Origin of the sequence: Roseovarius sp. THAF9, from assembly GCF_009363715.1 — a bacterium.
Lineage (GTDB): Bacteria > Pseudomonadota > Alphaproteobacteria > Rhodobacterales > Rhodobacteraceae > Roseovarius.
In genome coordinates this window covers 3867651-3893247 of sequence record NZ_CP045404.1, presented here as the reverse complement: position 1 = coordinate 3893247, position 25597 = coordinate 3867651, and the positions used below count along the sequence as shown (strand labels likewise).

The 25597-nt window shown below is 59.4% G+C and carries 25 protein-coding genes; 8 read left to right on the top strand and 17 right to left on the bottom strand.

Annotation, left to right across the window (positions count from 1 at the left end; all coding sequences use genetic code 11):
• Positions 1-105: 105 nt before the first annotated feature.
• Genes FIU86_RS19080 through FIU86_RS19070 form a run of 3 tightly spaced genes read right to left on the bottom strand, consistent with a single transcriptional unit; the run spans position 106 to position 2849 of the window.
• On the bottom strand, positions 106-1263 hold the full coding sequence (locus tag FIU86_RS19080; protein ID WP_152476523.1) for a CCA tRNA nucleotidyltransferase: 1158 nt from the start codon (positions 1261-1263) through the stop codon (positions 106-108).
• Entirely contained in the window at positions 1247-1864 is a 618-nt protein-coding gene (locus FIU86_RS19075; protein ID WP_152476522.1) for a CoA pyrophosphatase, read from the bottom strand. The genes FIU86_RS19080 and FIU86_RS19075 overlap by 17 nt, the downstream gene beginning before the upstream one ends.
• The gene (locus FIU86_RS19070; protein WP_152476521.1) at positions 1854-2849 is read right to left on the bottom strand and encodes an Hsp33 family molecular chaperone HslO; all 996 of its coding nucleotides are present in this window, start codon (positions 2847-2849) and stop codon (positions 1854-1856) included. Before FIU86_RS19070 ends, FIU86_RS19075 begins: the two co-directional genes overlap by 11 nt.
• A gap of 92 nt (positions 2850-2941) precedes the next feature.
• Between FIU86_RS19070 and FIU86_RS19065 the strand changes: the two genes are divergently transcribed.
• Entirely contained in the window at positions 2942-3382 is a 441-nt protein-coding gene (locus FIU86_RS19065; protein ID WP_152476520.1) for an NUDIX hydrolase, read from the top strand.
• Here the strand turns inward: FIU86_RS19065 and FIU86_RS19060 are convergent.
• Positions 3357-4586: a PP2C family protein-serine/threonine phosphatase gene (locus FIU86_RS19060; RefSeq protein ID WP_152476519.1), complete on the bottom strand. Its 1230-nt coding sequence runs from the start codon at positions 4584-4586 to the stop codon at positions 3357-3359. The two genes, FIU86_RS19065 and FIU86_RS19060, sit on opposite strands and share 26 nt — an antisense overlap.
• Positions 4587-4772: 186 nt before the next feature.
• Here FIU86_RS19060 and FIU86_RS19055 point away from each other — a divergent pair, with 186 nt between their 5' ends.
• Complete coding sequence (locus tag FIU86_RS19055; RefSeq protein WP_152476518.1) at positions 4773-5105, top strand: Hpt domain-containing protein; 333 nt, start codon at positions 4773-4775, stop codon at positions 5103-5105.
• Here FIU86_RS19055 and ilvA read toward each other — a convergent pair.
• The gene (gene ilvA, locus FIU86_RS19050; protein WP_152476517.1) at positions 5097-6332 is read right to left on the bottom strand and encodes a threonine ammonia-lyase IlvA; all 1236 of its coding nucleotides are present in this window, start codon (positions 6330-6332) and stop codon (positions 5097-5099) included. The genes FIU86_RS19055 and ilvA overlap by 9 nt on opposite strands.
• Positions 6333-6439: 107 nt before the next feature.
• Between ilvA and FIU86_RS19045 the strand changes: the two genes are divergently transcribed.
• Positions 6440-7666, top strand: coding sequence for an argininosuccinate synthase (locus tag FIU86_RS19045; protein ID WP_152476516.1), 1227 nt, complete (start codon positions 6440-6442; stop codon positions 7664-7666).
• A gap of 131 nt (positions 7667-7797) precedes the next feature.
• Here FIU86_RS19045 and FIU86_RS19040 read toward each other — a convergent pair whose 3' ends face one another.
• Together FIU86_RS19040 and FIU86_RS19035 are read right to left on the bottom strand one after the other, a co-directional pair.
• Entirely contained in the window at positions 7798-8529 is a 732-nt protein-coding gene (locus FIU86_RS19040; protein ID WP_152476515.1) for an HAD family hydrolase, read from the bottom strand.
• Positions 8529-9437 carry a D-amino acid aminotransferase gene (locus FIU86_RS19035; RefSeq protein WP_152476514.1) on the bottom strand — a complete coding sequence of 303 codons (909 nt, stop codon included), beginning with the start codon at positions 9435-9437 and terminating at the stop codon, positions 8529-8531. Before FIU86_RS19035 ends, FIU86_RS19040 begins: the two co-directional genes overlap by 1 nt.
• A gap of 181 nt (positions 9438-9618) precedes the next feature.
• On the opposite strand from FIU86_RS19035, the gene msrA reads away from it, so the two are divergent.
• Entirely contained in the window at positions 9619-10281 is a 663-nt protein-coding gene (msrA, locus tag FIU86_RS19030) for a peptide-methionine (S)-S-oxide reductase MsrA (protein ID WP_152476513.1), read from the top strand.
• Here the strand turns inward: msrA and FIU86_RS19025 are convergent.
• Positions 10278-11150 carry a ribokinase gene (locus FIU86_RS19025; RefSeq protein ID WP_152476512.1) on the bottom strand — a complete coding sequence of 291 codons (873 nt, stop codon included), beginning with the start codon at positions 11148-11150 and terminating at the stop codon, positions 10278-10280. The genes msrA and FIU86_RS19025 overlap by 4 nt on opposite strands.
• Positions 11151-11304: 154 nt before the next feature.
• Here FIU86_RS19025 and mutS point away from each other — a divergent pair, with 154 nt between their 5' ends.
• Positions 11305-13923, top strand: coding sequence for a DNA mismatch repair protein MutS (gene mutS, locus FIU86_RS19020; protein WP_152477242.1), 2619 nt, complete (start codon positions 11305-11307; stop codon positions 13921-13923).
• 5 nt (positions 13924-13928) lie between these two features.
• On the opposite strand, the gene FIU86_RS19015 is transcribed toward mutS, so the two are convergent.
• Complete coding sequence (locus tag FIU86_RS19015; RefSeq protein WP_152476511.1) at positions 13929-14495, bottom strand: nucleotide exchange factor GrpE; 567 nt, start codon at positions 14493-14495, stop codon at positions 13929-13931.
• A gap of 9 nt (positions 14496-14504) precedes the next feature.
• Positions 14505-15569, bottom strand: a complete 1065-nt coding sequence (gene hrcA, locus FIU86_RS19010; RefSeq protein WP_152477241.1) for a heat-inducible transcriptional repressor HrcA — start codon at positions 15567-15569, stop codon at positions 14505-14507.
• Between the two features lie 117 nt (positions 15570-15686).
• Here hrcA and rph point away from each other — a divergent pair, with 117 nt between their 5' ends.
• Genes rph through hemW form a run of 3 tightly spaced genes read left to right on the top strand, consistent with a single transcriptional unit; the run spans position 15687 to position 18154 of the window.
• A complete protein-coding gene (gene rph, locus FIU86_RS19005; RefSeq protein WP_152476510.1) occupies positions 15687-16403 on the top strand; it encodes a ribonuclease PH in 717 nt (238 codons plus the stop codon).
• On the top strand, positions 16396-17004 hold the full coding sequence (gene rdgB / locus FIU86_RS19000) for an RdgB/HAM1 family non-canonical purine NTP pyrophosphatase (protein WP_152476509.1): 609 nt from the start codon (positions 16396-16398) through the stop codon (positions 17002-17004). The genes rph and rdgB overlap by 8 nt, the downstream gene beginning before the upstream one ends.
• A complete protein-coding gene (hemW, locus tag FIU86_RS18995) occupies positions 16997-18154 on the top strand; it encodes a radical SAM family heme chaperone HemW (protein WP_152476508.1) in 1158 nt (385 codons plus the stop codon). Before rdgB ends, hemW begins: the two co-directional genes overlap by 8 nt.
• Here hemW and FIU86_RS18990 read toward each other — a convergent pair.
• From FIU86_RS18990 to hemJ, 7 genes are all read right to left on the bottom strand, one after another.
• Complete coding sequence (locus FIU86_RS18990; protein WP_152476507.1) at positions 18151-19050, bottom strand: ParB/RepB/Spo0J family partition protein; 900 nt, start codon at positions 19048-19050, stop codon at positions 18151-18153. The two genes, hemW and FIU86_RS18990, sit on opposite strands and share 4 nt — an antisense overlap.
• Positions 19051-19060: 10 nt before the next feature.
• A complete protein-coding gene (locus tag FIU86_RS18985; RefSeq protein WP_152476506.1) occupies positions 19061-19870 on the bottom strand; it encodes a ParA family protein in 810 nt (269 codons plus the stop codon).
• Entirely contained in the window at positions 19863-20468 is a 606-nt protein-coding gene (gene rsmG, locus FIU86_RS18980) for a 16S rRNA (guanine(527)-N(7))-methyltransferase RsmG (RefSeq protein WP_368373142.1), read from the bottom strand. The genes FIU86_RS18985 and rsmG overlap by 8 nt, the downstream gene beginning before the upstream one ends.
• A gap of 2 nt (positions 20469-20470) precedes the next feature.
• Positions 20471-22333, bottom strand: coding sequence for a tRNA uridine-5-carboxymethylaminomethyl(34) synthesis enzyme MnmG (gene mnmG, locus FIU86_RS18975; RefSeq protein ID WP_254703890.1), 1863 nt, complete (start codon positions 22331-22333; stop codon positions 20471-20473).
• Between the two features lie 13 nt (positions 22334-22346).
• Positions 22347-23633, bottom strand: coding sequence for a tRNA uridine-5-carboxymethylaminomethyl(34) synthesis GTPase MnmE (gene mnmE, locus FIU86_RS18970; protein ID WP_152476503.1), 1287 nt, complete (start codon positions 23631-23633; stop codon positions 22347-22349).
• Between the two features lie 23 nt (positions 23634-23656).
• Complete coding sequence (rho, locus tag FIU86_RS18965; protein WP_152476502.1) at positions 23657-24928, bottom strand: transcription termination factor Rho; 1272 nt, start codon at positions 24926-24928, stop codon at positions 23657-23659.
• 125 nt (positions 24929-25053) lie between these two features.
• Positions 25054-25503 carry a protoporphyrinogen oxidase HemJ gene (gene hemJ / locus FIU86_RS18960; protein WP_152476501.1) on the bottom strand — a complete coding sequence of 150 codons (450 nt, stop codon included), beginning with the start codon at positions 25501-25503 and terminating at the stop codon, positions 25054-25056.
• Between the last annotated feature and the right edge of the window lie 94 nt (positions 25504-25597).

Genomic DNA, 25597 nt, shown 5'->3' with positions numbered 1-25597 from the left:
GCGATCCGGCGCTTATGAGCGTTCAAAATCCCCGATAAACATGTCTCAACCTCCATGTGGTGCGTAAAAGATGCCGCCAAACCACGGCGAAGTCAAATGACCGTTTCATGTCGCCAGGCGTAGCAATGCCTGCCGGTCGAGCGTAAAGCCGGATGAGATCCACGCCTCCTCCAGCGTTTTCAGAGCCTTGCCCAATGCCGGGCCTTCCAGCGTCGGCATCAGGTCCTGCGCGCTGACAGGAAAGACCGCATTGGCGCCCAGCTCCGCGGCAGCGAAAGCATCACGCGGAACAGGCATCTCGAACAGGGCGGCGCGCAACAGCACGATATCCCGCGCCATCTCCGACCCGTGGAAATAGCCCAGCGCCTCGGGTGTCTGCGTGCCAGCGGCCCCATCGTGCAACACCTCAAGCCGCCGCGCGTCCTTCCGGCTCAGCCGCAAGGCCTCAACCGGGCTTTTCCCGCCCAGCGCCGCCAGTCGCCGCACGGGGTCGGGCGAGATCCCATGCATTTCTTCCAGATGCACCAGCGGCGCCAGCGCCCGGTCATTTGCCCTTGGCAAAACATGCGCCAGCACCCCCGCCTGCCGCATCGCCGCAACCGACGGCGCAGGGTCGCGCGCCGCCAGCAGCTTGCCCATCTCCGCCCCAATCCGTTCTTTCGACAACCCGTCGATCCCGTCCGCCAGCGCCGCGCAGGCCGACAGCCCGTCAGGATCCAACCCCTCGGCAGGGTCGCCATAAACCGCGTGAAAGCGAAAGAACCGCAAGATACGCAGGTAATCCTCTCGTATCCGCGTCTCGGCATCGTCGATGAACCGGATGCGCCGCGCTTCAATATCGGGCAGCCCGTCCAGCGGGTCGATCACCGCGCCCTCCCGCGTCGCATAAAGGGCGTTCACCGTGAAATCCCGCCGCCGCGCATCGCTTTCCACGTCATCGGCAAAGGCGACCACGGCCCGCCGCCCGTCCGTTTCCACGTCTTTGCGAAAGGTGGTTACCTCGAACGGCACACCCCGACAGACGACCGTCACCGTGCCATGCTCGATACCCGTCGGCACCGGCTTCATCCCTACCGCCTTGGCCAGCGCGACCACGGTTTCGGGGCGCGCATCCGTGCTGATGTCGATGTCGTTCACCGCCACGCCCAACAGCGCGTTGCGCACGCAGCCGCCGACCATCAACGCCCTATGCCCGGCGGCCTCCAGCATCCGGCACACATCCTGCGTCTCGCCCGCGTCGATCCAGTCACCCGTCAGCGTCATGCTGCAACCGTACAGCCTCGGCCATCGCGCGCAACATCCGCGCAGTCGCGCCCCAGATGTAATAGGGCCCGTAGGGCACCGCGAAATAGTGCCGCCGCGTCCCGCGCCAGCGCCGGGATTCGACCCTGAACCGGGTCAATTCCAACACATGCTCAAGCGGAACCGAGAATACTTCCTCCACTTCGCCCGCCTCTGGCACCGGCGAAAACGGCCCCGAGATCACCCCGATCACCGGCGTGACGTAGAAGCTCGTCACCGTCTCATGCGGCGGCAACGTGCCCAGAACCTCCACCATGTCCGGTGCCAACCCGATCTCCTCATGCGCCTCGCGCAGCGCGGCGGCCACGATATCGGCGTCGCCGTCCTCCTGCTTGCCACCGGGAAAGGCCACCTGCCCCGGATGATGCTGCAAGGCCGAGGACCGCTTGGTCAGCCACAGCCTTGCGCCCGCCTCCGTCACCTCGATCGGCACCAGCACCCCGGCGGGCCGCAGTTTGCGCCCCTCCGGCAAAACCACGTCCGGGTTCAGGTCGTAATCCGACGAGGGCGCCATTTCGCCCTGCAACGCTGCGCGCAGGGTCGCGACAAGGTCACTCTTCATCGCCGTCTTGCGCTTCGGCCTCGAACCCCAGCGTCTTGGGATCCATCGCGTAATGCGCCCCGCAGAATTGGCAATCGGCAGTCACGATGCCCTCTTCGGTCGTCATCGTCGCGATGTCCTTGGCCGAATAGATCGACAGGCTACTGCGTACCTTCTCCTCCGAGCAGGTACATCCAAACCGCACCGCCTGAACGTCGAACACCCGAGGCACCTCCTCGTGGAACAGCCGCACAAGCAGGTCCGAGGACGACACCGAAGGCCCGATCAGCTCAAGATCCTCCACCGTGTCCAACAGCGTGTTCACCCGGTTCCAGTTCTCTTCGCTGTCCTCGTCCAAAATATCCGAGGCCTGCAACAACCCATCCTCGCCGCTGCCGCCTCCCGTGGCAAAGGGCGACGCCTTGGGCATCAGCTGCAACAAAACGCCACCGGCGCGCCAATGCTCGCGCCCATCGCGCTCGGTCGACCGTCCATAGCTCAGCGCGAACCGCGTCGGCAGTTGTTCGGACTGCGCGAAATACGCCTCGGCACAGTCACTAAGACGCTCGCCCGCAATCGGCGTGATCCCTTGATAAGGCGCGGTATCCTGACCTTGGTCCAGAATCACCGCGAAATACCCCTCGCCCAGCTGCTCGAACGCGGGCGCGTCGGTAATCCCATCTGGATCGAAACTGGCATAGGCGCGGATCCACGCGGCCTCGCCTTCTTCCTCCGGCGCAAAGTAATCGGTGGCGATCATCCGCACCGGGCCTTGCGACTGTACCTGCAATGACAGTTTCCAGCGCAGCTTGATCGTCTGGCCGATCAGCGCCGTCATCAGCGCCATTTCCGCGATCAGCGCCTCGACCGGTGCGGGATAGTCATGCTGCTTCAGCACACCATCCAGCACACCGTCCAGCCGCACCACGCGGCCGCGCACGTCCGATTGATCCAATTGAAATGGCAGGACGGTATCGTCCCAGGCGATCTTCTGGCCGAGTGTCATCGCGTATCCTTAAGGGGGTTTTCTTGGGCGCCCGTTCTTGGCATATCGCGACTATATATGCGCAACAAGGCATACTCCAAGGGGGGCCCGCCATGCGACGCTTCGGCAAGCCGCCAAGACCCGACATCCGCTACACCGCCCGCCCCGGCGCCTACGCCATCCTGCCGCGCAACGGAAAACTCCTGCTGACATGGCAGGAAGAGCCCAAGCCCGAGATGCAGCTACCCGGCGGCGGCATCGACCCCGGCGAATCGCCCCTGCAGGCCCTTCATCGCGAAGTGTTCGAGGAAACCGGCTGGCGCGTTGCCGCGCCCCGGCGGCTGGGGGCGTTCCGGCGCTTCGTCTACATGCCGGAATACGACCTTTGGGCCGACAAGATCTGCATCATCTACCATGCCCAACCTGTCCGGCCGCTCTCTGCGCCGTCCGAGCCGGGCCATACCGCCTTTTTCGCCGATCCCGAAACCGCCGCGCGTCATGTCGGTAATCCCGGCGACAGGCACTTCGTCAGGGCGCTTTTCCGACTGGCTTGAACTCCAGCAACGCCACCGACACGTCATCGTCGAAATCGTCGCGCCCGGCATATTCCGCCAGCTTCCAGATCACAGACTCCAGAAACGCCATGCCTTCGGTCTGCCGCAACTCCTGCAGGATGCGGCGCACCCCGTCCTCGCCCAACAGCGTGCCCGTGCCATCCGCGCATTCGTCCACCCCGTCGGAATGCAGGAACAACCGATCACCGGGATAAAGCTGCACGTCGAACCGCTCATAGGTTGCGCCGTCGATCAGGCCGACGGGCAATCCCCCGGGGCCTTCGATCTCGACCCGCCCATCGGCGCGCTGGATGGCCGGGCACGGATGCCCCGCCTGTGCCATGGTCACGCGCCCGGTCGCCAGATCCGCATCTGCCAGCAACATCGTAAAGTACAATTCAGTCTCTATTTCTCCCAAAAACATGTGGTTCAGGTCCGCCAGTACCTCGTCGGGCGGTCGAGGCAGAAACCCGTCCGGGCCATGCGCCAGCGCCACGTTCTGCTCAGGTGACGTCGCCGAAAGGTATCCCGCCAGCCTTGCGGTCATCAGCGCCGAACTCACGCCATGCCCCGACACGTCGATTGCATACAAGCCGATCCGCGTCTCGTTGACCGGAAAGACCCCAACAAGGTCGCCCCCCACATGCGCCGCCGAGCGCAACAGCAACGACACCTGCGCCGGCCCAAGGTCCCTGAACCGCTCTGAGATCAAGGACTGTTGCAGCTTTTTCGCCTCGATCAGGTCATTGTCGAGCGAATCGTAAAGACCCTGCAGCTCTTCCAGCGTTTCGCGCACCAGTCGATTTTTCTCGCTCAGTTCCCGCTGCATCCGCACGATCCGGTCCCCCGCCGCGATCCGGGCGCGCAGCTCACCGGGGTTGATCGGCTTGGTCAGGAAATCGTCCGCCCCTGCATCCAGGCCCAGCGCCACTTCTTCCTTCTCGCTTTTCGAGGTGACGAGGATGAAATACCCGTAATCCTCTCGCGCCAGCGCGCGGAACGCGCGGCACAGCTCCAGCCCGTTCATCCCCGGCATCATCCAGTCACTGATCACAAGGTCCGGCGGCGCCGCTTCGCAAATGGCAAGTGCCTCGGTGCCCGACCCCGCCTCGACCACATCCAGCCCCAGTCGCGACAGGGCCGCGTTGATGATACGCCGCTGCAACCGGCTGTCGTCGACAACCAGCACACGGCGTATGCTCATCTGATCGGGCGGCGGATCTATCGCCTTTCTGGGGTGGGCCGACACGGTCTTGCCTATGCGTTTTCGCCCATATGCAACCACGCGCCTCTTAATGCCATGTGAAGCGTAAAATGCTGTCTAATTCACACTCATCCTTCACGCGCCCTTAATTCGCCGCGCCTAGCGTCCGGGGCAAAGGAGGATACCATGATCGATTGGAACCGTGTGACCCAACTGCGCGACGAAATCGGGGCCGAGGATTTCGACGAAGTGGTCGAGATCTTCCTTGAGGAGGTCGAGGAGGAGATCGCCGAACTTCGCGCCAACCCGGCCCCCGAAACGCTCGAGGCCAAGCTGCATTTCCTCAAGGGCAGCGCGCTCAACCTCGGCTTCGACGATTTTTCCAAACTCTGCAAGGATGGCGAACTCACGGCCGCCCGCGGCGACGCCACGGATATCGACCTCGCCCATATCGTCGAGACCTACACCTCTTCCAAGACCAAGTTCCTGGGCGAGCTGCCGCACCTCACCTCAGATTAGGAATTCCGCCAGGATCTGGTCATTGGTGATATCGCGGTGCTCGAACCCGCCTGCGGTCATCTCTGCCTCGATCCGCTCGAAATTCGCGGCATCGTTCGTCTCGATCCCGATCAGGACCGAGCCAAAGTTGCGCGCCGATTTCTTCAAATACTCGAACCGCGCAATATCGTCGTCCGGGCCAAGGATCGTCAGGAAATCCTTCAACGCCCCGGGTCGCTGCGGCATCCGCAGAACAAAGTATTTCTTCAGCCCCGCGAACCGCTGCGCCCGCTCTTTCACTTCCGGTAGCCGCTCGAAATCGAAATTCCCGCCCGAAGTCACGCAAACGATCGTCTCGCCCGGGCTGATGTCGAGATCCTTCAACGCATCCACCGCCAGCGCGCCTGCCGGTTCCAGCACCATGCCCTCGATGTTCAGCATTTCCAGCATCGTGGTGCAGACCCGATCCTCGGCCACGGCCAGAACGCTCGCGGGATCGACATCGCGCAACCGCGCAAACGTCCGTGCCCCGATCTGCGCCACCGCCGCCCCGTCGGCAAAGGTATTCACATGGTTCAACCGTACCGGCTCTTTGGCTTCCAATGCAGCGGCAAGGCAGGCCCCGCCCACCGGCTCCACGAACACCATGTTCGCCTCCGGCCCGAAGTAACTGCGTACGCCCGACGACAGCCCGCCGCCACCCACCGGCAGCACGATCCGGTCCGGCACCGCGCCAAGCTGTGCCTCGATCTCCACCGCGACCGAGGCTTGCCCTTCGATCACGTCCTCATCATCGAAGGGCGACAGGAAATACCCGCCCACATCGCTGCAATAGCCCTGCGCCTGTGCCAGCGTATCGTCGAAATAGTCTCCAACCATGCGGATCGTTACTGCATCGCCGCCAAACTTGCGCGTCTGCCCGATCTTCTGCTGCGGCGTCGTCACCGGCATGAAGATCACGCCCTTCACTCCGAAATACCGGCACATGAAGGCCACGCCCTGCGCATGGTTCCCGGCACTGGCACAAACGAACACCGGCGCATCCTCGCCCGCAGCCATCACCTTGCGCATCGCGTTGAACGCCCCGCGCAGCTTGTAACTCCGCACCGGGCTCAGATCCTCGCGCTTCAGGTACACCTCCGCGCCGTACTTGTCGGACAGGTGCGCATTGCGCTGCAACGGCGTCGGCTCGAAGACGGCGCGCATTTCGGCCTCTGCAGCCCGGGCTTGGGTTCTGAAATCGCTCATGCCTCGTCCTTCGCCCATCGCGGCCCGCGTGACAAGCCTCCGCCGCCTTGCCCCGCCTGTGAAAACCCGGTAATCGCCCCTGCAACATCATGCAAAGGGGTACCAAGATGTCCGCGCCCAAGAAAGTCGTGCTGGCCTATTCCGGCGGCCTCGATACGTCGATCATCCTCAAGTGGCTGCAAACCGAATATGGCTGCGAGGTCGTAACCTTCACCGCCGATCTCGGCCAGGGCGAAGAGCTCGATCCGGCCCGCAAGAAGGCCGAACTGCTCGGTATCAACCCCGACAACATCTATATCGAGGATATCCGCGAAGAGTTCGTCCGCGACTTCGTCTTCCCGATGTTCCGCGCCAACGCGCTTTACGAGGGCCAGTACCTGCTCGGCACCTCCATCGCCCGCCCGCTCATTTCCAAGCGCCTCGTCGAAATCGCCGCCGAGACCGGCGCCGATGCCATTGCCCACGGTGCCACCGGCAAGGGCAATGACCAGGTCCGGTTCGAACTCGCCGCCTACGCGCTCAACCCCGATATCAAGGTCATCGCGCCCTGGCGGGAATGGGACCTAACCTCGCGGACGCGCCTGATCGAGTTCGCCGAGAAGAACCAGATCCCCATCGCCAAGGACAAACGCGGCGAGGCCCCATTCAGCGTCGACGCCAACCTCCTGCACACCTCGTCCGAGGGAAAAGTGCTGGAAGACCCGGCTGAGCCCGCACCCGATTATGTCTACCAGCGCACCACCAATCCCGAGGATGCGCCAGACGTCCCCGAACTCGTCGAGATCGGGTTCGAAAAAGGCGACGCCGTCTCGATCAACGGCGAGGCGATGTCGCCCGCCACGATCCTGACCAAGCTGAACGAGCTGGGCGGCAAGCACGGCATTGGCCGTCTCGATTTCGTGGAAAACCGCTTTGTCGGCATGAAATCTCGCGGCATCTACGAGACCCCCGGCGGCACCGTCCTGCTCGAGGCGCATCGCGGCATCGAACAGATCACCCTCGACAGCGGCGCGGGCCACCTCAAAGACAGCCTGATGCCCCGCTACGCCGAACTCATCTACAACGGCTTCTGGTACAGCCCCGAGCGCGAGATGCTGCAAGCCGCCATCGACAAGAGCCAGGAACACGTCACCGGCATGGTTAGGCTGAAACTCTACAAGGGGTCGGCCACTTGCGTCGGCCGCTGGTCGGATCACTCGCTTTATTCCGAGGCCCACGTGACCTTCGAGGAAGACGCCGGCGCCTACGACCAGAAAGACGCCGCTGGTTTCATCCAACTGAACGCCCTGCGCCTGAAATTGCTCGCCGCGCGCAACCGGCGTCTGAAAGGTTAAGCAAGGCAGCCCAGTCGGGCCGACAAAAGTTCGGCCCGTTCACCACGGAGCCCGGCAAAACTGGCACCGTCGGAATACCACTGAAATACCGATGCGATACCGACGTGCCATTTCAGGCTCTGATTCGGCCATTAACCCTGTAACGGTGCTTTAACCTCTTCCCCGCGCAACGCCTCGTAATAGGGCATCGCGGCGGCGGATAAATCCGCTTTCCACCCGGTCAATTCCGGCACATCACCCTCCGCCTGCGCGAACCCGGTCGAGCCATGTACCGCCCCATACCAGTGACTGGCCCAGACACCATCATCCGCATGTCCGCCCTTGGGCCAGCGCAGCATGTCCGGCGTCCAGTCCAGCCCGATCCGCTCACAAAGGCTCCGCAAATGACCCTCTGGATCACGCCGGATATCGGCACTGTCGATCACCACCGGGTCGCCGCCCAGCGCCTTGACCAGCTCGAACAGCTCTGCCTGCTGGCGAAAGCCGATATCGTCGAGCGTGGGCTTTTCGTACTTGGCCGAGAAACTCGCCACCACCCGCGCCGGATGCCGGATCAGGAACACGTTCACCACGTCCCTGATCCAGTCGCGCGGCATACCGTCAATCATATGCTGCGCCATGTGCTTGTGGTAAAAGTGCTGCTTTCCCCGTGGGATAGGCCCCATCAGCCCTTCGACCACCTTGCCTGGGTCGCTCGGCTGCGAGGCGATGATCTCATCCCGCATCGGGTGTTCCAGCCCCGTCATCGTCAGGTAGGCCGCATAGAACGGCTCATCGATCACGGCACAATCCCCTCGCGCCGCAAACGAATACATCATCGCCGTCGACAGATTGCGCGGCCCCGACCACATCGCGATCCGCATCAGGCGCATTCCTTGGCAATCAGATCCTCGTAAAGCGCTTGGATTCGCCGCGTCACCGGCCCGGCCTCACCGTCGCCAATCGGTCGCCCGTCGATCTCGCTCACCGGTGTCTGCGCGCCGAACGTGCCGGTCAGAAACGCTTCGTCCGCGCCATAGGTGTCCACCAGCGAGTAATTCCGCTCGTAAACCGGAATGTCGTTTTTACGGCACAGGTCGATCACTTTCTGCCGCGTGATCCCGTTCATGCAGTAGTCCCCGTTCGAGGTCCAAACGGCCCCTTTACGAACGATAAAGAAATTGCAGGCATTAGTGGTGTTCACGAAGCCATGCACATCCAGCATCAACGCCTCGTCCGCTCCCGCTTTTTCCGCCGCGATGCAGGCCAGGATGCAGTTAAGTTTGGAATGGGAGTTGAGCTTCGGGTCCTGCGTCATCGGCAAGCCCCGGAGATGCGGCACCGTGGCCAATCGTATGGGCCGCGCGATCTTGGGACGCGAATGCTCCATGATGATCGTAATCGTCGGCCCCTGCCGCGAAAGGCTGGGATGCTGGAACGGTCGTGTCTTGATACCGCGCGTGACCATCAGGCGTGCGTGCGCGTCGCTCGTCATCTCGTTGGCTTTCTGCGTATCCAGAAGCGCCTGCAACACCTCCTCGCGCGACAGACCTATATCAAGGTCGATCGCCTTCGCCGCCTCGAACAGGCGATCAAGATGCTCCTCAACAAAGGCCCACCTCCCGTCATACAGCCGCAAACCTTCCCAAACTCCATCACCCAGCATGAACCCGCTGTCATAGACACTGACGACCGCCTCCGCCTTCGGCACAATCCGCCCGTTCAGCCAGATCAGGATCTCTTCGTTCCGCGCATCCTCTTCCGCCTGATGTGTCGTCTGATGCTCTGTCATGCCCGTCGCCTTTCACTTTGTTACAAATCACCCCGGCGATTTGTTTCAGCCCACGCTAGGAACAGGCCATTTCGGTGCCAAGGGATAAATTCGCTTCACCGCCCCGTGACCTCACAAGCAGGTGAGTTGGAACAGTTGCACAAACGCGGCAGTTTGACCTCAGGCAAAGGGAGGCTGTGCCATGAATCATCTGCGAAACATCAAGGCGACCGTGCTCGCCATATCCATCGCCGTAGGCTTTGGCGTCCAGACCAACGCCGCCAAGGCCGCCGAAACCGAAAGCCTGACCGTCGCCGGTGGCTGTTTCTGGTGCGTCGAAGCGGATTTCGAATCTGTAGACGGCGTCAGCGAAGTCATCTCCGGCTACACCGGCGGTACCGTGGAAAACCCCACATACAAGCAGGTCGTGCGCGGTGGGACAGGCCATTACGAGGCGGTGCAGATCGAGTACGATCCCGCAGAGGTCAGCCGAGAGGAGCTCTTGTCGCTGTTCTTCCGCTCGGTCGATCCGACGGATGCCGGCGGCCAGTTCTGCGACCGTGGAGACAGCTATCGCACCGCAATCTTTGCCGATGGTGCCGCCGAGGAAAAGGCGGCGAAGACGGCCAAGGCCAAGGCCGCCGCCACCCTCGGCCAAGATATCGTCACCCCGATCCTGCCCGCGTCGGACTTTTACGAGGCGGAAGACTATCATCAGGATTATTACAAGGGCGACCGCCTGATCATCACGCGCTTCGGTCCTAAAACGCAGGCCAAGGCTTACAAAGCATATCGCGAGGCATGTGGCCGCGACGAACGCATCCGCCAGCTTTGGGGTGACAACGCGCCGTTCATCGGCTCCTAACCCACGAAGGCCTGAACTTCGGCTAGGGACGGAATAGCCTCCGCCGTCCCGCGCCGCGTAACCTTCAACGCCGCGGCGAGAACGGCGCGCTCCACCGCCTGTTCAGTCGAGGACCCGGCGTCCAGCCCGGCCGCCAGATACCCAGCGAAAGTATCGCCGGCGCCTGTTGTATCGACCGCGTCAACCTTCGGTGCCGGGAAATTGCGTTCCGACCAACCAGAGCTTTCCTCCAGCAGAAGGGCACCTTGCGCCCCGCGTGTCACAACGATGGTCGGTACTCCAAGCGTTGCGACGTCCCGTCCCGCGGCCTGCATCATCTGGCCGAATTCGACTTCGTTCAGCACCACGATATGGGCGTGCGGAAGTAACCCGATTACCGCCTTCTGATCATAGGGCGCAGGTACATACATCACCCGTATTCCCCGTTCCCGCGCCTGCGCCACAGAAAACGCCCTGCCCTTGGTTTCGTTCTGAAGCACCAGAAGGTCAGCTGCACCCGCCTCCGCCAAGGCCGCCGCGATCACTTGGTGCGATTGCTCGTGATTGGCACCGGGAAAGATCACGATGGCATTCTCGCCCTGCGGATCGACGTTGATGATTGCATGCCCCGTCGGCACATCGACGGTCGCAATATGATCCACGTCTATGCCGTGTTCGGCCAACCGCGCTTTGGCCCAGGCGCCATCCGGTCCGATAGCCCCTATGTGGCGCACGCGACCGTCAGCCTTAGCGATCGCCACCGACATATTGGCACCTTTGCCGCCCAGCTCGACCGACATCGACGCAGCCGCCAGCGTCTCGCCCGGCTGCGGCAGGTGCGGCACCAGATAAACGTAGTCGATATTCACAGAGCCCATGTTAAAGATCATTCGCCTCTCCATCGCTTTTCACAGCTTCCGCGCATGGGCCCACTTTTCAAGCCTTGCTTCGCTTTTGCCTTTCACCCCCTGCCCGCGATTTGTAAGCTGCCGGCCAAAGCCTATGGGGGGCAATGTGGCATCCACGACAACAGCCGTGACGCCGATGATGGCGCAATACCTGGACCTGAAAGCGCAGTACCAGAACGCGCTTCTGTTCTACCGCATGGGTGATTTTTACGAGCTGTTTTTCGAGGACGCCGTTGCCGCCGCCGAGGCGCTGGATATCGCCCTGACCAAGCGCGGCAAGCATCTGGGCGAGGATATCGCCATGTGCGGCGTGCCCGTGCATTCCGCCGAGGGCTACCTTCTGACCCTTATCCGAAAGGGCTTTCGCGTTGCCGTCTGCGAGCAGATGGAAGACCCCGCCGAAGCCAAGAAGCGTGGCTCGAAATCCGTCGTCAAACGGGACGTGGTTCGCCTGGTGACCCCCGGAACACTGACAGAGGAAAGCCTGCTTGAGGCGCGCCGCCACAACTTCCTGACCGCATTTGCGAAGATACGCGAAAGCTCTGCTCTGGCCTGGGTCGATATCTCGACCGGCGCGTTTCACGTCATGCCGCTGGCCGGCCCGCGCCTGTCGCCCGAGCTGGCCCGCCTTGCGCCCAGTGAACTGGTCGTGGCCGATGGCGACGAAAGCACCATCCGCGACATCGCCGAGGAACATGGCATTTCGATCACCCCGCTTGGCCGCTCCGCATTCGACAGCGCGGGCGCCGAAAAGCGGCTCTGCTCGCTATTCGACGTCAACACGCTCGAGGCGTTCGGCCAATTCGAGCGCGTTGAAATCGCTGCAATGGGCGCGATCGCCGAGTATCTGGAAATAACTCAGAAGGGAAAGCTTCCGCTCCTGCAAAAACCCGTGCGCGAGAATGAGGCGCGTGTCATGCAGATCGATGCAGCCACGCGTCGAAATCTGGAATTGACCCAGTCACTGACCGGTGGGCGTGCGGGCTCGCTTCTGTCCTGCATCGACCGGACCGTGACGGCTGGCGGCGGCCGCTTGCTTGAGCGGCGTATTTCCAGCCCCAGCCGCGTGTTGGACGTGGTTCAGGATCGTCTGGATTGCGTGGAATTCATGGTTCAGAATGCACGGTTTTCGCAGGATCTGCGCGAAACCCTGCGCAAGGTCCCTGACCTTGACCGGGCCTTGTCGCGTCTCGGTCTCGACCGAGGCGGCCCTCGCGACCTCGCTGCCATTCGTAACGGTCTCGCGCAAGGCGCCGAGGTTGCGCGGATGCTTGAGGGACAGGACCTGCCAAAACCGCTTCAGGAGGTCTCTTCGGCGCTGACCGGCCACGATGAGTTGCTCGGTCTGCTTGATGAAGCCCTCATCGCCGAACCCCCGTTGCTCGCTCGCGACGGAGGCTTTATCGCCGACGGCTATGACACCGAATTGGACGAGGCCCGCAAACTGCGCGACGAGGGGCGTAGCGTCATCGCCGGAATGCAGGCGGACTATGCTAAGATGACCGGCATCCAAAGCCTGAAGGTCAAGCATAATAACGTGCTGGGGTATTTCGTCGAAGTCACCGCCACCCACGCCGACAAAATGCTGTCGGAACCGCTCAACGAGACCTTCAAGCATCGCCAGACCACCGCGAACCAGGTCCGGTTCACCACCGTTCCCCTCAGCGAGATGGAAACCCGCATTCTGAATGCAGGCGGGCGCGCGTTGGAGATTGAAAAACGGCTCTATGACACCCTGAAGCGCGCAATTCTGGAGCGATCCGGAGACATATCATTGGCCGCACGCTCACTGGCAGAGTTCGACCTTGCCGCCGGCCTTGCCGATCTCGCAACGGCCGAAAACTGGTGCCGCCCCAAGGTCGATGACAGCCGCGCGCTCGACATCGAAGGGGGCCGTCACCCTGTTGTCGAAGCAGCCCTCCGATCGCAAGACGGGACACCTTTCATAGCGAATGACTGCTCTCTCGGCGAGAGCAGCGATATCTGGCTGCTGACCGGGCCCAACATGGCCGGTAAATCGACCTTCCTGCGCCAGAATGCGCTTGTCGCGGTCCTTGCGCAGATGGGCAGTTACGTTCCGGCAACACGAGCGCATATCGGGCTTGTCAGCCAACTGTTCAGCCGCGTCGGCGCCTCTGACGATCTGGCCCGCGGCCGTTCCACTTTCATGGTCGAAATGGTGGAAACCGCGGCCATCCTGAACCAGGCCGACGACAAGGCGCTGGTGATCCTGGACGAGATTGGCCGTGGCACGGCCACGTATGATGGGCTCAGTATCGCGTGGGCAACGTTGGAGCATCTTCATGAAACCAACCGCTGTCGCGCCCTTTTCGCCACGCACTACCACGAATTGACACGGCTGAGCGATAAACTGAACCGTGTCGATAACGCTACGGTGGCGGTGAAAGAACACGAAGGCGACGTGATATTCATGCACGAGGTCCGTCGCGGCGCAGCGGATCGCAGCTATGGCGTGCAGGTGGCGAAACTGGCCGGTTTGCCCACCGCTGTGGTCGAGCGCGCCCGCGTCGTTCTGGATGCTTTGGAAAAGGGCGAGCGTGAAGGCGGCGGCAAGCGTGCCGCCTTGATCGATGATCTGCCTCTTTTTGCTGCGTCCCCGCCGCCCGCACCCCAACCTGTGTCAAAAGAGTCGGTGGTCGAGGCGCGACTAAAAGAAATTCAACCGGATCACCTCAGCCCCAAAGAGGCCCTGGATCTTCTCTATGACCTGAAAGGTTTGTCTCGCGATCTCTGAGACCGTCAGCCTGTAAAGGAAGAAACGCCCACCTGCGCCGGGCGCAGGATACGGTCGTACAAGATGAAGCCCTGTGCCGAAACCTGGATGATCTCACCCGCCTTGGTGCCGGGCACCGGGGCCTCGAACATCGCCTCGTGCTGTTTCGGGTCGAACTTGTCGCCCACCTGCGGATCGATCACCTGGATCCCATGTTTCGAAAACACGTTGACCAGTTCGCGCATCGTCAGCTCGACACCTTCGATCAGAGCCGCGGCTTCCTTGCGCTGTTCGTCGGTAACGGTCTCGACCGCACGCTTCAGGTTGTCGTAGACCGGCAGGATATCCCGGGCCAGCTTCGACCCGCCATAATTCTCGGCCTCCGTGCGCTCCCGCTGGGCCCGTTTTCGCGCATTTTCGGCATCGGCCAGCGCCCGCATGAACTTGTCTTGGAAAGCGTCGCGCTCGGCCCGTAGCGACTCAATTTGATGCTCCGGGCTTTCCGGAGCGTCTTCTTCGGTCGTTGCAGCGTGCTCTTCTTCTTCCGCTTGCTCCACGTCGTCCAGAAACGGGCCTTCTTTCGACTGTGCCATGCTCATCCTCTACTTTCGGTCCGCGATCAGCTTGCCGACAAGCTGCGCGGTGTAATCCACGATTGGAACAATTCGACCGTAATTCAGGCGCGTCGGACCAATCACACCGACCGCGCCCACGATCTTACGATCAGCGTTCATATATGGAGAGACCACCAAAGAGGAACCCGAAAGTGAGAAAAGTTTGTTCTCTGACCCGATAAAAATGCGCACACCCTCGCCTTGATCGGTCAATTCGAGAAATTCTGCAATGTCTCGCTTGCGTTCAAGGTCGTCAAACAGGGTTTTCATCCGGTCAAGGTCCTCCTGTTCTACCTCCGAGTTGATCAGATTCGCGCGCCCCCTCACGATCAACCTCTCGTAACTGTCGGCCTCGCCCTCCCACACGGCCAGCCCGCTTTCGACCAATTGATGCGCAAGACCGTCGATTTCCTGACGGCGCTTGTCGATCTCTTTGGCGATGACCGTCTGCACATCGGAAAGTGTCTTCCCCTCAATCAGGGCATTCAAGAAATTTGCTGCCTCTCGCATCGAGCTTGGCGTCTGTCCCGGTGGCGGATGGAAAATCCGGTTCTCGACATGCCCGTCGCCGAAAACCAGAACAACTAGCGCCCTATCGTGTCCTAGCGCGACGAACTCGATATGCTTGATCGGCGCTTCGCGTTTCGGCGCCAAAACCAGCGAGGCGCCCTGCGTCACACCGGATAAAGCCGAGCCGATCCGATCAAGCGCAAGACTGACGTCATCCGAGTTGGAGCCCAAGGTTGCGTCGATCTTCTCCCGATCATTCAGTTCAAGGTCGCTGACCTCAAGCAGTCCGTCGACAAACATCCTCAGACCTTGCTGCGTCGGCACACGTCCCGCCGAAACATGAGGGCTGTCCAAAAGGCCAAGATACTCCAGGTCCTGCATGACATTGCGGATCGTCGCCGCAGACACTTTCTCGCTCATGTCGCGGGTCAGCGTGCGCGACCCCACAGGATCGCCCGTGGCGAGATACCCTTCGACAACCCGCCGAAACACTTCCCGCGAGCGGTCGTTCATCTCTTCGAGGATCTGTCGCGCGTTATCCATCTTCATTTCTGTCGCCCCGTGAGATGCCATTAAAAACGGCCTGCCGAAAAGGTCAATCGGGGTTGCTATCAGGTTTCGGTCGCCTGTATCCCGGACAGGCAAACAAGGAGTTCTGGCATGCGTCCTTCGGGAAGAGACTTAAGTGAAATGCGCGCGGTTTCAATCGAGACCGGCGTGACCAAACATGCCGAAGGATCCTGCATGATCCGCATCGGCGACACCCACGTCCTGTGTACCGCAACGATCGAGGATCGTGTTCCGCCGTTCATAAAGGGCTCCGGCCTCGGCTGGGTCACGGCAGAGTACGGAATGCTGCCGCGTTCGACCACGTCGCGTATGCGACGCGAAGCGTCTGCGGGCAAACAGGGTGGACGCACCGTTGAGATTCAGCGCCTCATCGGGCGCAGTCTGCGAGCCGGTGTCGATCGTGTAGCCTTAGGGGAACGTCAGATAACCGTCGATTGTGATGTAATCCAAGCCGATGGTGGAACGCGCTGCGCCTCGATTACCGGTGGTTGGGTCGCGCTGCGCCTTGCCGTCAACAAGCTGCTGAAAACCGGCGACGTGGTCAGTGACCCGCTCGTTGATCCCGTGGCGGCCGTCAGCTGCGGCATCTACGCCGGCCAGCCCGTGCTGGATCTCGACTACCCGGAGGACAGCGACGCAGGTGTCGATGGCAACTTCATCATGACGGGCACGGGCCGCCTTATAGAGGTTCAGATGAGCGCCGAAGGCGCCACGTTCAGCCGCGGCCAGATGGAAAGCCTCATGGACCTGGCCGAAAAAGGCGTTGGAGAGCTTGTTACATTGCAGACGGCGGCGGCGAATGCGTAAATTCTCGGGCGATACGCTTCTGGTGGCTACCCACAATGCGGGCAAACTCGAAGAGATCGCCACGCTGCTCAAACCCTACGATATACAGGTCGTAGGTGCGGCTGAAAAGAAGCTGGACGAACCCGAGGAGACCGAGACAACCTTTGTCGGGAACGCACGGATCAAAGCCCATGCCGCCGCTCGTGCGACTGATCTTCCCGCCTTGTCCGACGACAGCGGCATCGAGATCGACGCCCTGGATGGGGCTCCGGGTGTATTCACTGCCGATTGGGCCGAAACAGAGAATGGTCGAGATTTTGTCGTCGCCATGACAAAAGCCCATAATCGTATCTTGGCATCCAAATCCAAGCCACCTTGGACAGCACGCTTTTGTTGCACTCTTGTCCTTGCCTGGCCTGACGGCCACGACGAGGTGTTCACAGGCACGATCGAAGGCCGGATTGTCTGGCCCATGCGCGGCGCGCAGGGTCACGGGTACGATCCTATTTTCCAGCCGAACGGATATGACTTGACCTTCGGGGAAATGGATGGAGCGGAAAAGAATAGGATCAGCCATCGCGCGGATGCATTCGGCAAGTTTGTGAAGGGCTGTTTTGACTGAGGACTGGCAGGCGGGAGGGTTCGGCCTTTACGTGCATTGGCCCTTCTGTGAAGCGAAATGCCCGTATTGCGATTTCAACAGTCATGTCCGTGCAAATATCGATCAATCTCGCTGGCTTAGAGCCTATTTGCGGGATCTGGATCGTTACGCCGATCGTCTTCCCGACCGTGTGCTTAATTCGATCTTTTTCGGCGGCGGCACACCCAGCCTGATGAATCCCGAGTTGGTGAGCGCAATCATCGAACGCGCCTGCCAGATCTGGACACCCGCTAACGACATCGAAATCTCGCTCGAGGCCAATCCGGGCTCTGTCGAAGCGGAGCGTTTCGCCGGGTTTGCCCAAGCCGGCGTGAACAGAGTGTCGCTCGGTGTGCAATCTTTAAGGGACGATGATCTTCGCCGTCTCGGACGCATACACACCGTGGCGGAGGCAATCAGAGCTTTCGAGATCGCGCGTTCGCACTTTGCTCGCGTCAGTTTCGACCTGATTTATGCCCGACAGGACCAGACTTTGGGCGACTGGCGCCAAGAGCTCTCAGAAGCGTTGACATTGGCCGTGGACCACCTGTCGCTCTACCAGCTCACGATCGAGCCGGGCACCATCTTTTCCCAAAGGCGTGCCAAGGGCGGTTTGCGCGGCCTGCCGTCCGAGGATCTATCTGCAGACATGTATGAGTTGACTCAGGAGCTTTGCAGCGCTGCAGGTTTCAATCCTTACGAGGTTTCAAACCATGCCAAGGCAGGCGCCGAGTCCCGTCACAACCTGGTTTACTGGCGCTATGGCGATTACGTCGGGCTCGGCCCCGGCGCTCATGGCAGGATCACGATGGCCGGGCGCCGATATGAAACCGAGGCGTGGTCGAATCCAGAACAGTGGATATCACATGCAGAAGACTCTAACCCATTGAAATTATATAATAAAGTGGAATATACCGATCAAGGAGCAGAGCATCTCTTGATGGGCTTGCGGCTCACTGAAGGCATTGATCTGAACCGACATGCGGCTCTCGCCCGCAAACCGCTTTCTCAATCGAAATTAGAGGACCTATCCAGTCTTGGCCTGTTGAAAGTCCAGAATGGGCGGGTGTCAGCGACCTCCGACGGCCGACTTATCCTCAATCGCGTGATTGCTGACCTGTTGGAAGATTAACTTCCAGTCAGCTTTCTGCACAAGTCGTCGAGCTGATCTAGGCTTTCGTAGGAAATGGTCATGCTGCCGTTCTCTTTGCCCGGCTTGTGGTTCAGCGCAACTTTCATCCCAAGGTTTGCCGCCAAGTCACCCTCCAGCGCTTTGGTGTCAGCATCCTTTTGTGCCCCTTTTTTCTTTTGGTACCCATTTTCTTCCGAGAAGATATTGCCACCATCCTTTTTCGCAAGCTTCTCGGTCTCCCGAACAGACAGACCCTTTCTTACGACCTGGCCGGCAAGCGCGGACGGGTCGTCCGACGTAATCAATGCCCGCGCGTGGCCTGCGCTCAACCGACCGTCTCGTAGATACGTCAGCACGTCCTCAGGCAATCCCAACAAACGAACAAGGTTGGCAATATAGCTTCTACTCTTGCCGAGCGCCTGGGCGAGCTTCTCTTGGGTATGTCCGAACCGGTCCATCAACTGACTGTATCCGGCGGCTTCTTCGACCGGGTTCAGGTCTGCACGCTGGATATTCTCGATGATGGCAACTTCCAGAACCTCGGTGTCATCGAACTCCCGTACAATAACCGGTACCTGGTGCAGCTTAGCCACCTGCGCCGCCCGCCACCTGCGCTCGCCCGCCACAATTTCAAATGCGCCGCTTTTTCGCGGGTTTGGGCGAACGATGAGGGGTTGAATGATCCCTTTCGCAGAAATTGAAGAGGCCAAATCTTGCAAGGCACTTTCGTCAAAGTCCCGCCGCGGCTGATCGGGGTTCGGCTCAATCTTTTCGATCGGAACCGTTTTATCCGCCGGTTTGCCGGTATCCTCCGGTGCGTCCTGCGCCTCCGCTACATCCGACATCAACGCCGACAAGCCACGCCCGAGTCCCCGCTTTGATTTCTTATCCGACATCCCGCTCTCCTTATGCCGCCTGCCGCTTGTTGTTTGTCACCAATTCTCGTGCCAACGCACGATAGGCTTCTGCCCCCTTGGAACCGGGATCATATGACAAAACCGGAACGGCATAAGATGGCGCCTCACTGACCCTGACATTCCGCGGTATCTTTGTTTGAAACACCAAAGGCCCAAGATTATCACGCGCATCCTGCTCGACTTGGGAAGACAGGTTGTTCCGGCCGTCATACATGGTCAACACAACGCCTTCGATCCTAAGATTCTTGTTTGCAGATTGGCGCACTTCCCGGACTGTCAGCATGAGCTGTGACAAACCTTCGAGCGCAAAAAACTCCGATTGAAGCGGCACCAATACAGAATGGGCCGCAACCATTGCGTTCACGGTCAGCAGGTTGAGCGATGGAGGACAGTCGATCAGGATGAAATCGAATCCAAAACCGTCCATCGCAGGCTGCCGCAAGGCATCGTGCAACAGAAAGCTGCGTTTCTCATTCGAGATCAGCTCCATATCGGCCGAGCTGAGGTCTACGGTCGCGGGAACGATACGAAGGTTGGTTTGTCCGGTTTCTCGAATAACCTTGTCTAGCTCGATTTCCTCAAGCAACAGTTCATAAGTCGTGTATTCTCGCTCATCCGCCTCGATGCCCAGCCCGGTAGACGCGTTGCCCTGCGGATCAAGATCGACGATCAGGACGTTAAATGCATCCTCCGCCAGCGCCGCGGCGAGGTTGATTGTCGTTGTTGTTTTACCGACGCCGCCTTTCTGGTTCGCGATTGCGATGATTTTTGGTCCGGCAGAGCGCGCGAGGTCAAGCACGGCATACTCCTGAGATGCGTAGAATAACGGATTTTTCGTTCGTTTTACTTTTAGCAACCTCGCAGTCGAAACGCCACTTCGATTGCGCCTTGGCCAGTTCCATCTGCCAGTTTTCTCCCTTGGGAAACAGCATAAAACCCTGCGGCGCCAAATGCAGATGCGACAAGGAAAGCAGCGTCTCCAGGTCCGCCAACGCACGCGCGGAGACAACATCGGCGTGCAACGTCGGCAATTCCTCAATACGTTGCGAAATTATGGTTGCATCAGTCGATGTTTCGCGCGCCACGCTGCGCAGAAAAGCCGATTTGCGCTGATCAGATTCGACCAGAGTAACCTTTAAGTCTTTTTGAAGTTCCGCGGCTATAATTGCGACGACGAGGCCTGGAAACCCGCCCCCGGAGCCTAGATCCGCCCAAGAGCCTGCTTGGCCATTGGCAAATTGCCAAACTTGCGCTGAATCCACAAAATGACGTTCCCACAAGTCGTCAATCGTCGATTTCGAGACCAAGTTGATCTTCGCGTTCCACTTTCTGAGGGCATCGGCGTAATGCTCAAGCTTTTCTATTGTTTCACGTGAAACACTCAGTTCGCCGATCATTGTCATGCCGATTTTGACCGCATCTTTTGCCTCAATTTTGCAAGAATCGTGGTTAGCGCCGCTGGCGTCATTCCATCTATCCGAGACGCCTGCGATAAGTTTCCAGGTCGCGCTGCGCTCAGCTTGCTTTTTAATTCGTTAGACAACCCTTCAATCGCATTGAAATCGAAATCGCTGGGGATAACGTGCTTTTCGTCTTTTCGCATCAACGCCACGTCTCGTTCCTGTCGAGCAATGTAGTTGGCATAGAGCGAGTCTCGCTCAAGCTGACGGCGCGTTTCTGTGTCGATGTCGGAAAATTCCGGCGTTAGCGCAAGTAAATCGTCGAAGTCAAAATCAGGATACGCAAGCATTGCAAGCCCATCTCGCTTCACGCCGTCTTCATTCACCTTGATGCCAGCATCGTTTAGGTGCTTTGGCGTGTAGGTCACGGCTCTCACTCTTGCCTTACCGGCCTCCAACCGGTCCATTTTTCCACCAAAGGCTGACCGACGGCGCGCTCCGATACACCCTACGTCCAGCCCAATCGGCGTCAAACGCTGATCCGCGTTATCTGCTCGCAACGATAGCCGAAACTCGGCCCGCGAGGTAAACATCCTGTAGGGCTCGGTCACGCCGCGCGTCGTCAAGTCATCGATCATAACGCCGATATAGCTGTCGGCGCGACTGAAAATGATCGGATCACGCCTCATCGCAGCAAGCGCTGCGTTCAGACCCGCGACCACACCTTGCGCCGCTGCCTCCTCGTAGCCTGTGGTTCCATTAATCTGACCAGCAAGAAACAGACCCGGGACCGAGCGAACGGCCAACGTCATATCAAGTGCGCGCGGATCCACGTAGTCGTATTCGATCGCGTAACCCGGTTGCATGATCTCAGCATTCTCAAGCCCCTTGATCGAATTCACGTATTCACGCTGGATTTCTTCGGGTAAGGACGTGGAAATGCCATTTGGGTATATAATGTTGTCAGAAAGACTTTCAGGCTCCAAGAAGATCTGGTGGGAGGTTTTGTCTGCAAACCGCACGATCTTGTCTTCAATTGAGGGACAATAGCGTGGTCCGGGTCCGTCTATATGACCTCCGTACATGGCCGAGCGCTCGAGATTGTCTCGGATAATGCCGTGGGTCGTCTCGTTTGTATGGGTGATACCGCACGACACCTGACGCGCAGAGGGCCCGGTCGATAAGAACGAGAACAAGACAGGATCGGCATCGGCCGGCTGCATCTCCAGACAATCCCATGCGATCGTTTTTCCATCCAGTCTGGGCGGTGTTCCGGTTTTTAGACGGCCCAATGGCAATCCGAAGCCGTCAATCCTTTCGGCGAGTCCCACAGACGGCTTGTCGCCCATTCGCCCGCCAGGACGCGACACATCCCCAATATGGATCACTCCGCGCAGAAATGTTCCCGTCGTCAAAACCACGGCGCGCGCGCGAACTTCGCTTCCATCCGCCAGCAGGACCCCGCCAACAGTATCGCCTTCAAGAATAAAATCAGCGGCTTCGCCTTCAATAACGGTCAGGTTTGGTTGAGCCAAGATTTCGGACTGCATGGCCTGGCGATAAATTTTTCGGTCGGCTTGTGTTCTGGGCCCTTGCACAGCGGGGCCTTTTTTCCGATTCAGCAAGCGGAACTGGATACCCGCCTTATCCGCGACACGCGCCATCAACCCGTCCAGCGCATCGATCTCACGAACAAGATGACCTTTCCCAAGCCCGCCAATCGCGGGGTTGCACGACATGACACCGATGGACGCTTTGGTAAGTGTAACCAGCGCGGTTCGTGCGCCCATCCGGGCTGCGGCATGTGCTGCATCTGTGCCGGCATGTCCGCCGCCGATGACAATGACGTCAAAATGTTTCACGTGAAACACTCCGCTACTTACCAAGACAGAAGCTGGCAAAGATTTCATCCAGGATATTTTCGATATCTACTCGGCCTACCAGAGAATCAAGAGCGCGCACAGCACTTCGCAGCTCTTCGGCGCTAAGATCCGGCGCGCCGTCCGACGCGGCCAGCATAGTCATGGCGTTATCCAAATAGATGCCCCCAGCCTCCAAAGACTGCTTGTGCCGAAATCGTGTGGCCACACCTACATGCGATGTTCTAGCGGAAAAAATACCCGTGATGCGCCGAACCAGATCGGAGACACCATGACCGGTCACGCCAGATATGCCGTTGTCCGGGAGCCCATGAAGGTCCGCTTTCCCAACAAGAACCACATCATCCTGTTGCGGCAGAAGATCCGGCGTCTCTCCCGGTGCAACAAGAAACACCCGAAGATCCGCTACCTCGGCCCGGGACCTGGCCCTCGCTACGCCAATCGATTCGACGACATCGTCAGTCTCTCTCAATCCGGCAGTATCCAGAAGAGTGACGGGAACACCGTGCAAATCCATCCGCACTTCGATCACGTCCCGCGTGGTACCCGCAACCTCAGACGTGATCGCGGCGTCACGCCCAGCCAAGGCGTTCAACAATGTAGACTTACCGATATTGGGTGCACCGACAATTGCAACCTCGAAGCCATGACGAAGACGCTCCGCAGTTTGCACCCCTGCGATCTCGGCGGTCAGTTCTTGGCGAACTTCTGACAAAAGTCCGATAACCTCCGGCGACACGTCTTCGGGCACTTCTTCGTCGGCAAAATCAATGGTTGCCTCAAGAAGCGCGGCGGCACGTATCAACTTGCCGCGCCATCGCTCGGCTTGCTCGCCCAACTGACCGGACAACACTCGCTGCGCTTGACGCCTCTGCGCTTCGGTTTCAGCATCTATCAGGTCGGCAAGCCCTTCGACTTGGGCAAGATCCAGCCTTTCGTTCTCCAACGCGCGCCGCGTAAACTCACCGGGCTCGGCGGGCCGAAACCCTTGCTGCCGGCCAAGCGCTTCGAGGATCGCAGACAAGACAGCAGTCGATCCATGACATTGAAGCTCAACCGTCGGCTCACCCGTAAAACTATGTCCTTCGCTGAAAACAAGCGTGAGGGCTGTATCGATCAACTCGCCACTTGGTCCACACACATTGCGCAGAGCAGTCTGTCGAGGCGATGGAAGATCGCCCACCAAATTCTTCACGCCAGTAAAAGCGTCAGGGCCAGAAACACGAATTATAGCTACGCCCGATTTGCCAGGCGCCGTCGACAGGGCAAAGATGGTATCCATGATACCTCCGGCAGATGATCACTTCAGGTGTTCATGGAATCGAAGAAATCAGAGTTCGTCTTGGTTTGCTTTAGTTTCCCAAGCAGGAACTCAATGGCATCCGTTGTTCCCATCGGATTGAGGATCCGGCGCAGCACATAGGTTTTCTGCAAATCGACCTTGTCGATCAAGAGGTCCTCTTTCCGCGTGCCGGACTTGAGGATGTCGATGGCCGGGAAGACGCGCTTGTCGGCAATCTTGCGATCTAGAACCAGCTCAGAGTTACCAGTGCCCTTGAACTCTTCAAAGATCACTTCGTCCATCCGGCTTCCGGTATCGATAAGCGCGGTAGAAATGATGGTCAGCGAACCGCCTTCTTCGATGTTCCGCGCGGCACCAAAGAACCTCTTGGGACGTTGGAGGGCGTTAGCATCCACACCACCTGTCAGAACCTTGCCCGACGATGGCACGACTGTGTTGTATGCTCTACCAAGTCTTGTGATTGAGTCGAGAAGAATAACAACATCTCGTTTGTGCTCAACCAGACGCTTGGCTTTCTCTATCACCATTTCCGCCACGGCGACGTGCCGGGCCGCCGGCTCGTCAAAGGTCGAGCTGATGACCTCTCCTTTCACGGAACGCTGCATGTCCGTGACCTCCTCGGGCCGTTCATCGATCAGGAGAACGATCAGATAACACTCGGGATGGTTCCGCTCGATGCTGCTCGCGATGTTCTGAAGAATAACCGTCTTACCCGTCCGTGGCGGCGCCACGATCAGTGACCGCTGCCCCTTGCCGATGGGCGCCACCAGGTCGATGACCCGGGCAGACTTGTCTTTTATGGTCGGATCGTCGATTTCCATTTGAAGGCGCTCATCGGGATAAAGCGGCGTCAGGTTGTCGAACGCGATCTTGTGTTTTGCATTCTCCGGGTCGGCAAAGTTGATCTGGGTCACCGACGTAAGCACGAAATACCGCTCGTTCTCTTCGGGCGCCTTGATTTCTCCTTCTATCGTGTCGCCGGTCCTCAACGAATGTTTGCGGATCGTCTCGGGCGAGACATAGATATCATCCGGGCCCGGCAGATAATTCGCTTCCGAAGAGCGCAGAAATCCGAAACCGTCTTGCAGAACCTCCAGCGTTCCGTCGCCGTAAACGACCCAGCCTTCGTCGGCACGTTCGCGGAGGATCTGAAACATCATCTCCCCCTTGCGCATGGTGGAGGCATTCTCGATCTCCAGCTCTTCAGCCATCGAAAGCAGATCCTTGGCGGTTTGCTTCTTGAGATCGGACAGGTTCAAACGTTCGTCAGACATGGATAGGTCCTTGCGAAATAGACGCGTGCAGGACGCGGCCATTCAGATATGTTCTTGTGGAAGACGGCAAACCCGGACGGGCACCGCTGTACGCTACCTAGGATCAGTGACGCCGCGAGTCAATCTCAGAACTTCACGACCACGGACACGACGATCACGACCATCAGGATCGTCGGAACCTCGTTCATCATCCGGTAATGGCGACCGGACGAGGCCGCGGCGCCGTTCGCGAACGCGTTGCGCTGCCGTCCCAGCCAGTGATGGAACCACGTCATGCCGAGCACGCCGGCCAGCTTGAAATACGGCCACACCGCGCCCCAATCGACAATCCCAGGCGTGGCAACCAGCATAAGGCCCGCACCCCAGGCGACGATCATCGCCGGATTCATAATGACCCGCAAAAGCTTGCGTTCCATCGTCTGAAACACTTCGTCGCGACTGTCTCCAGGCTCAGATTGTTCAGCGTGATAAACGAAAAGACGGGGAAGATAGAAAAGACCTGCCATCCAGGTAATCACAGCCATGATATGGAGCGATTTGGTCCATGGATAAACCGAGGCCAGTAGGTCAGTCATGTTTTCCCCGTATCTTCCTGCTCTCCTCCTAATAAATAAATATAGAAAGAAAAAGGATGATGATTTTGTAGTAGGGAGGCAAAGCTGGGGATTA

Excerpts from the sequence above, each read along its gene's own strand:
- FIU86_RS19075 (WP_152476522.1), bottom strand. The coding sequence starts at position 1,864 with ATGAAGAGTGACCTTGTCGCGACCCTGCGCGCAGCGTTGCAGGGCGAA.
- rph (WP_152476510.1), top strand. The coding sequence starts at position 15,687 with ATGCGTCCTTCGGGAAGAGACTTAAGTGAAATGCGCGCGGTTTCAATC.
- FIU86_RS19035 (WP_152476514.1), bottom strand. The coding sequence starts at position 9,437 with ATGACAGAGCATCAGACGACACATCAGGCGGAAGAGGATGCGCGGAAC.
- rsmG (WP_368373142.1), bottom strand. The coding sequence starts at position 20,468 with ATGATCGGCGAACTGAGTGTTTCACGTGAAACAATAGAAAAGCTTGAG.
- FIU86_RS19060 (WP_152476519.1), bottom strand. The coding sequence starts at position 4,586 with ATGAGCATACGCCGTGTGCTGGTTGTCGACGACAGCCGGTTGCAGCGG.
- rdgB (WP_152476509.1), top strand. The coding sequence starts at position 16,396 with ATGCGTAAATTCTCGGGCGATACGCTTCTGGTGGCTACCCACAATGCG.
- mutS (WP_152477242.1), top strand. The coding sequence starts at position 11,305 with ATGATGGCGCAATACCTGGACCTGAAAGCGCAGTACCAGAACGCGCTT.
- FIU86_RS19070 (WP_152476521.1), bottom strand. The coding sequence starts at position 2,849 with ATGACACTCGGCCAGAAGATCGCCTGGGACGATACCGTCCTGCCATTT.
- mnmE (WP_152476503.1), bottom strand. The coding sequence starts at position 23,633 with ATGGATACCATCTTTGCCCTGTCGACGGCGCCTGGCAAATCGGGCGTA.
- FIU86_RS19040 (WP_152476515.1), bottom strand. The coding sequence starts at position 8,529 with ATGCGGATCGCGATGTGGTCGGGGCCGCGCAATCTGTCGACGGCGATG.
- rho (WP_152476502.1), bottom strand. The coding sequence starts at position 24,928 with ATGTCTGACGAACGTTTGAACCTGTCCGATCTCAAGAAGCAAACCGCC.
- FIU86_RS19055 (WP_152476518.1), top strand. The coding sequence starts at position 4,773 with ATGATCGATTGGAACCGTGTGACCCAACTGCGCGACGAAATCGGGGCC.
- FIU86_RS19080 (WP_152476523.1), bottom strand. The coding sequence starts at position 1,263 with ATGACGCTGACGGGTGACTGGATCGACGCGGGCGAGACGCAGGATGTG.
- msrA (WP_152476513.1), top strand. The coding sequence starts at position 9,619 with ATGAATCATCTGCGAAACATCAAGGCGACCGTGCTCGCCATATCCATC.
- FIU86_RS19015 (WP_152476511.1), bottom strand. The coding sequence starts at position 14,495 with ATGGCACAGTCGAAAGAAGGCCCGTTTCTGGACGACGTGGAGCAAGCG.
- FIU86_RS19065 (WP_152476520.1), top strand. The coding sequence starts at position 2,942 with ATGCGACGCTTCGGCAAGCCGCCAAGACCCGACATCCGCTACACCGCC.
- hemJ (WP_152476501.1), bottom strand. The coding sequence starts at position 25,503 with ATGACTGACCTACTGGCCTCGGTTTATCCATGGACCAAATCGCTCCAT.
- FIU86_RS19045 (WP_152476516.1), top strand. The coding sequence starts at position 6,440 with ATGTCCGCGCCCAAGAAAGTCGTGCTGGCCTATTCCGGCGGCCTCGAT.
- FIU86_RS19025 (WP_152476512.1), bottom strand. The coding sequence starts at position 11,150 with ATGATCTTTAACATGGGCTCTGTGAATATCGACTACGTTTATCTGGTG.
- FIU86_RS18990 (WP_152476507.1), bottom strand. The coding sequence starts at position 19,050 with ATGTCGGATAAGAAATCAAAGCGGGGACTCGGGCGTGGCTTGTCGGCG.
- ilvA (WP_152476517.1), bottom strand. The coding sequence starts at position 6,332 with ATGAGCGATTTCAGAACCCAAGCCCGGGCTGCAGAGGCCGAAATGCGC.
- hrcA (WP_152477241.1), bottom strand. The coding sequence starts at position 15,569 with ATGGATAACGCGCGACAGATCCTCGAAGAGATGAACGACCGCTCGCGG.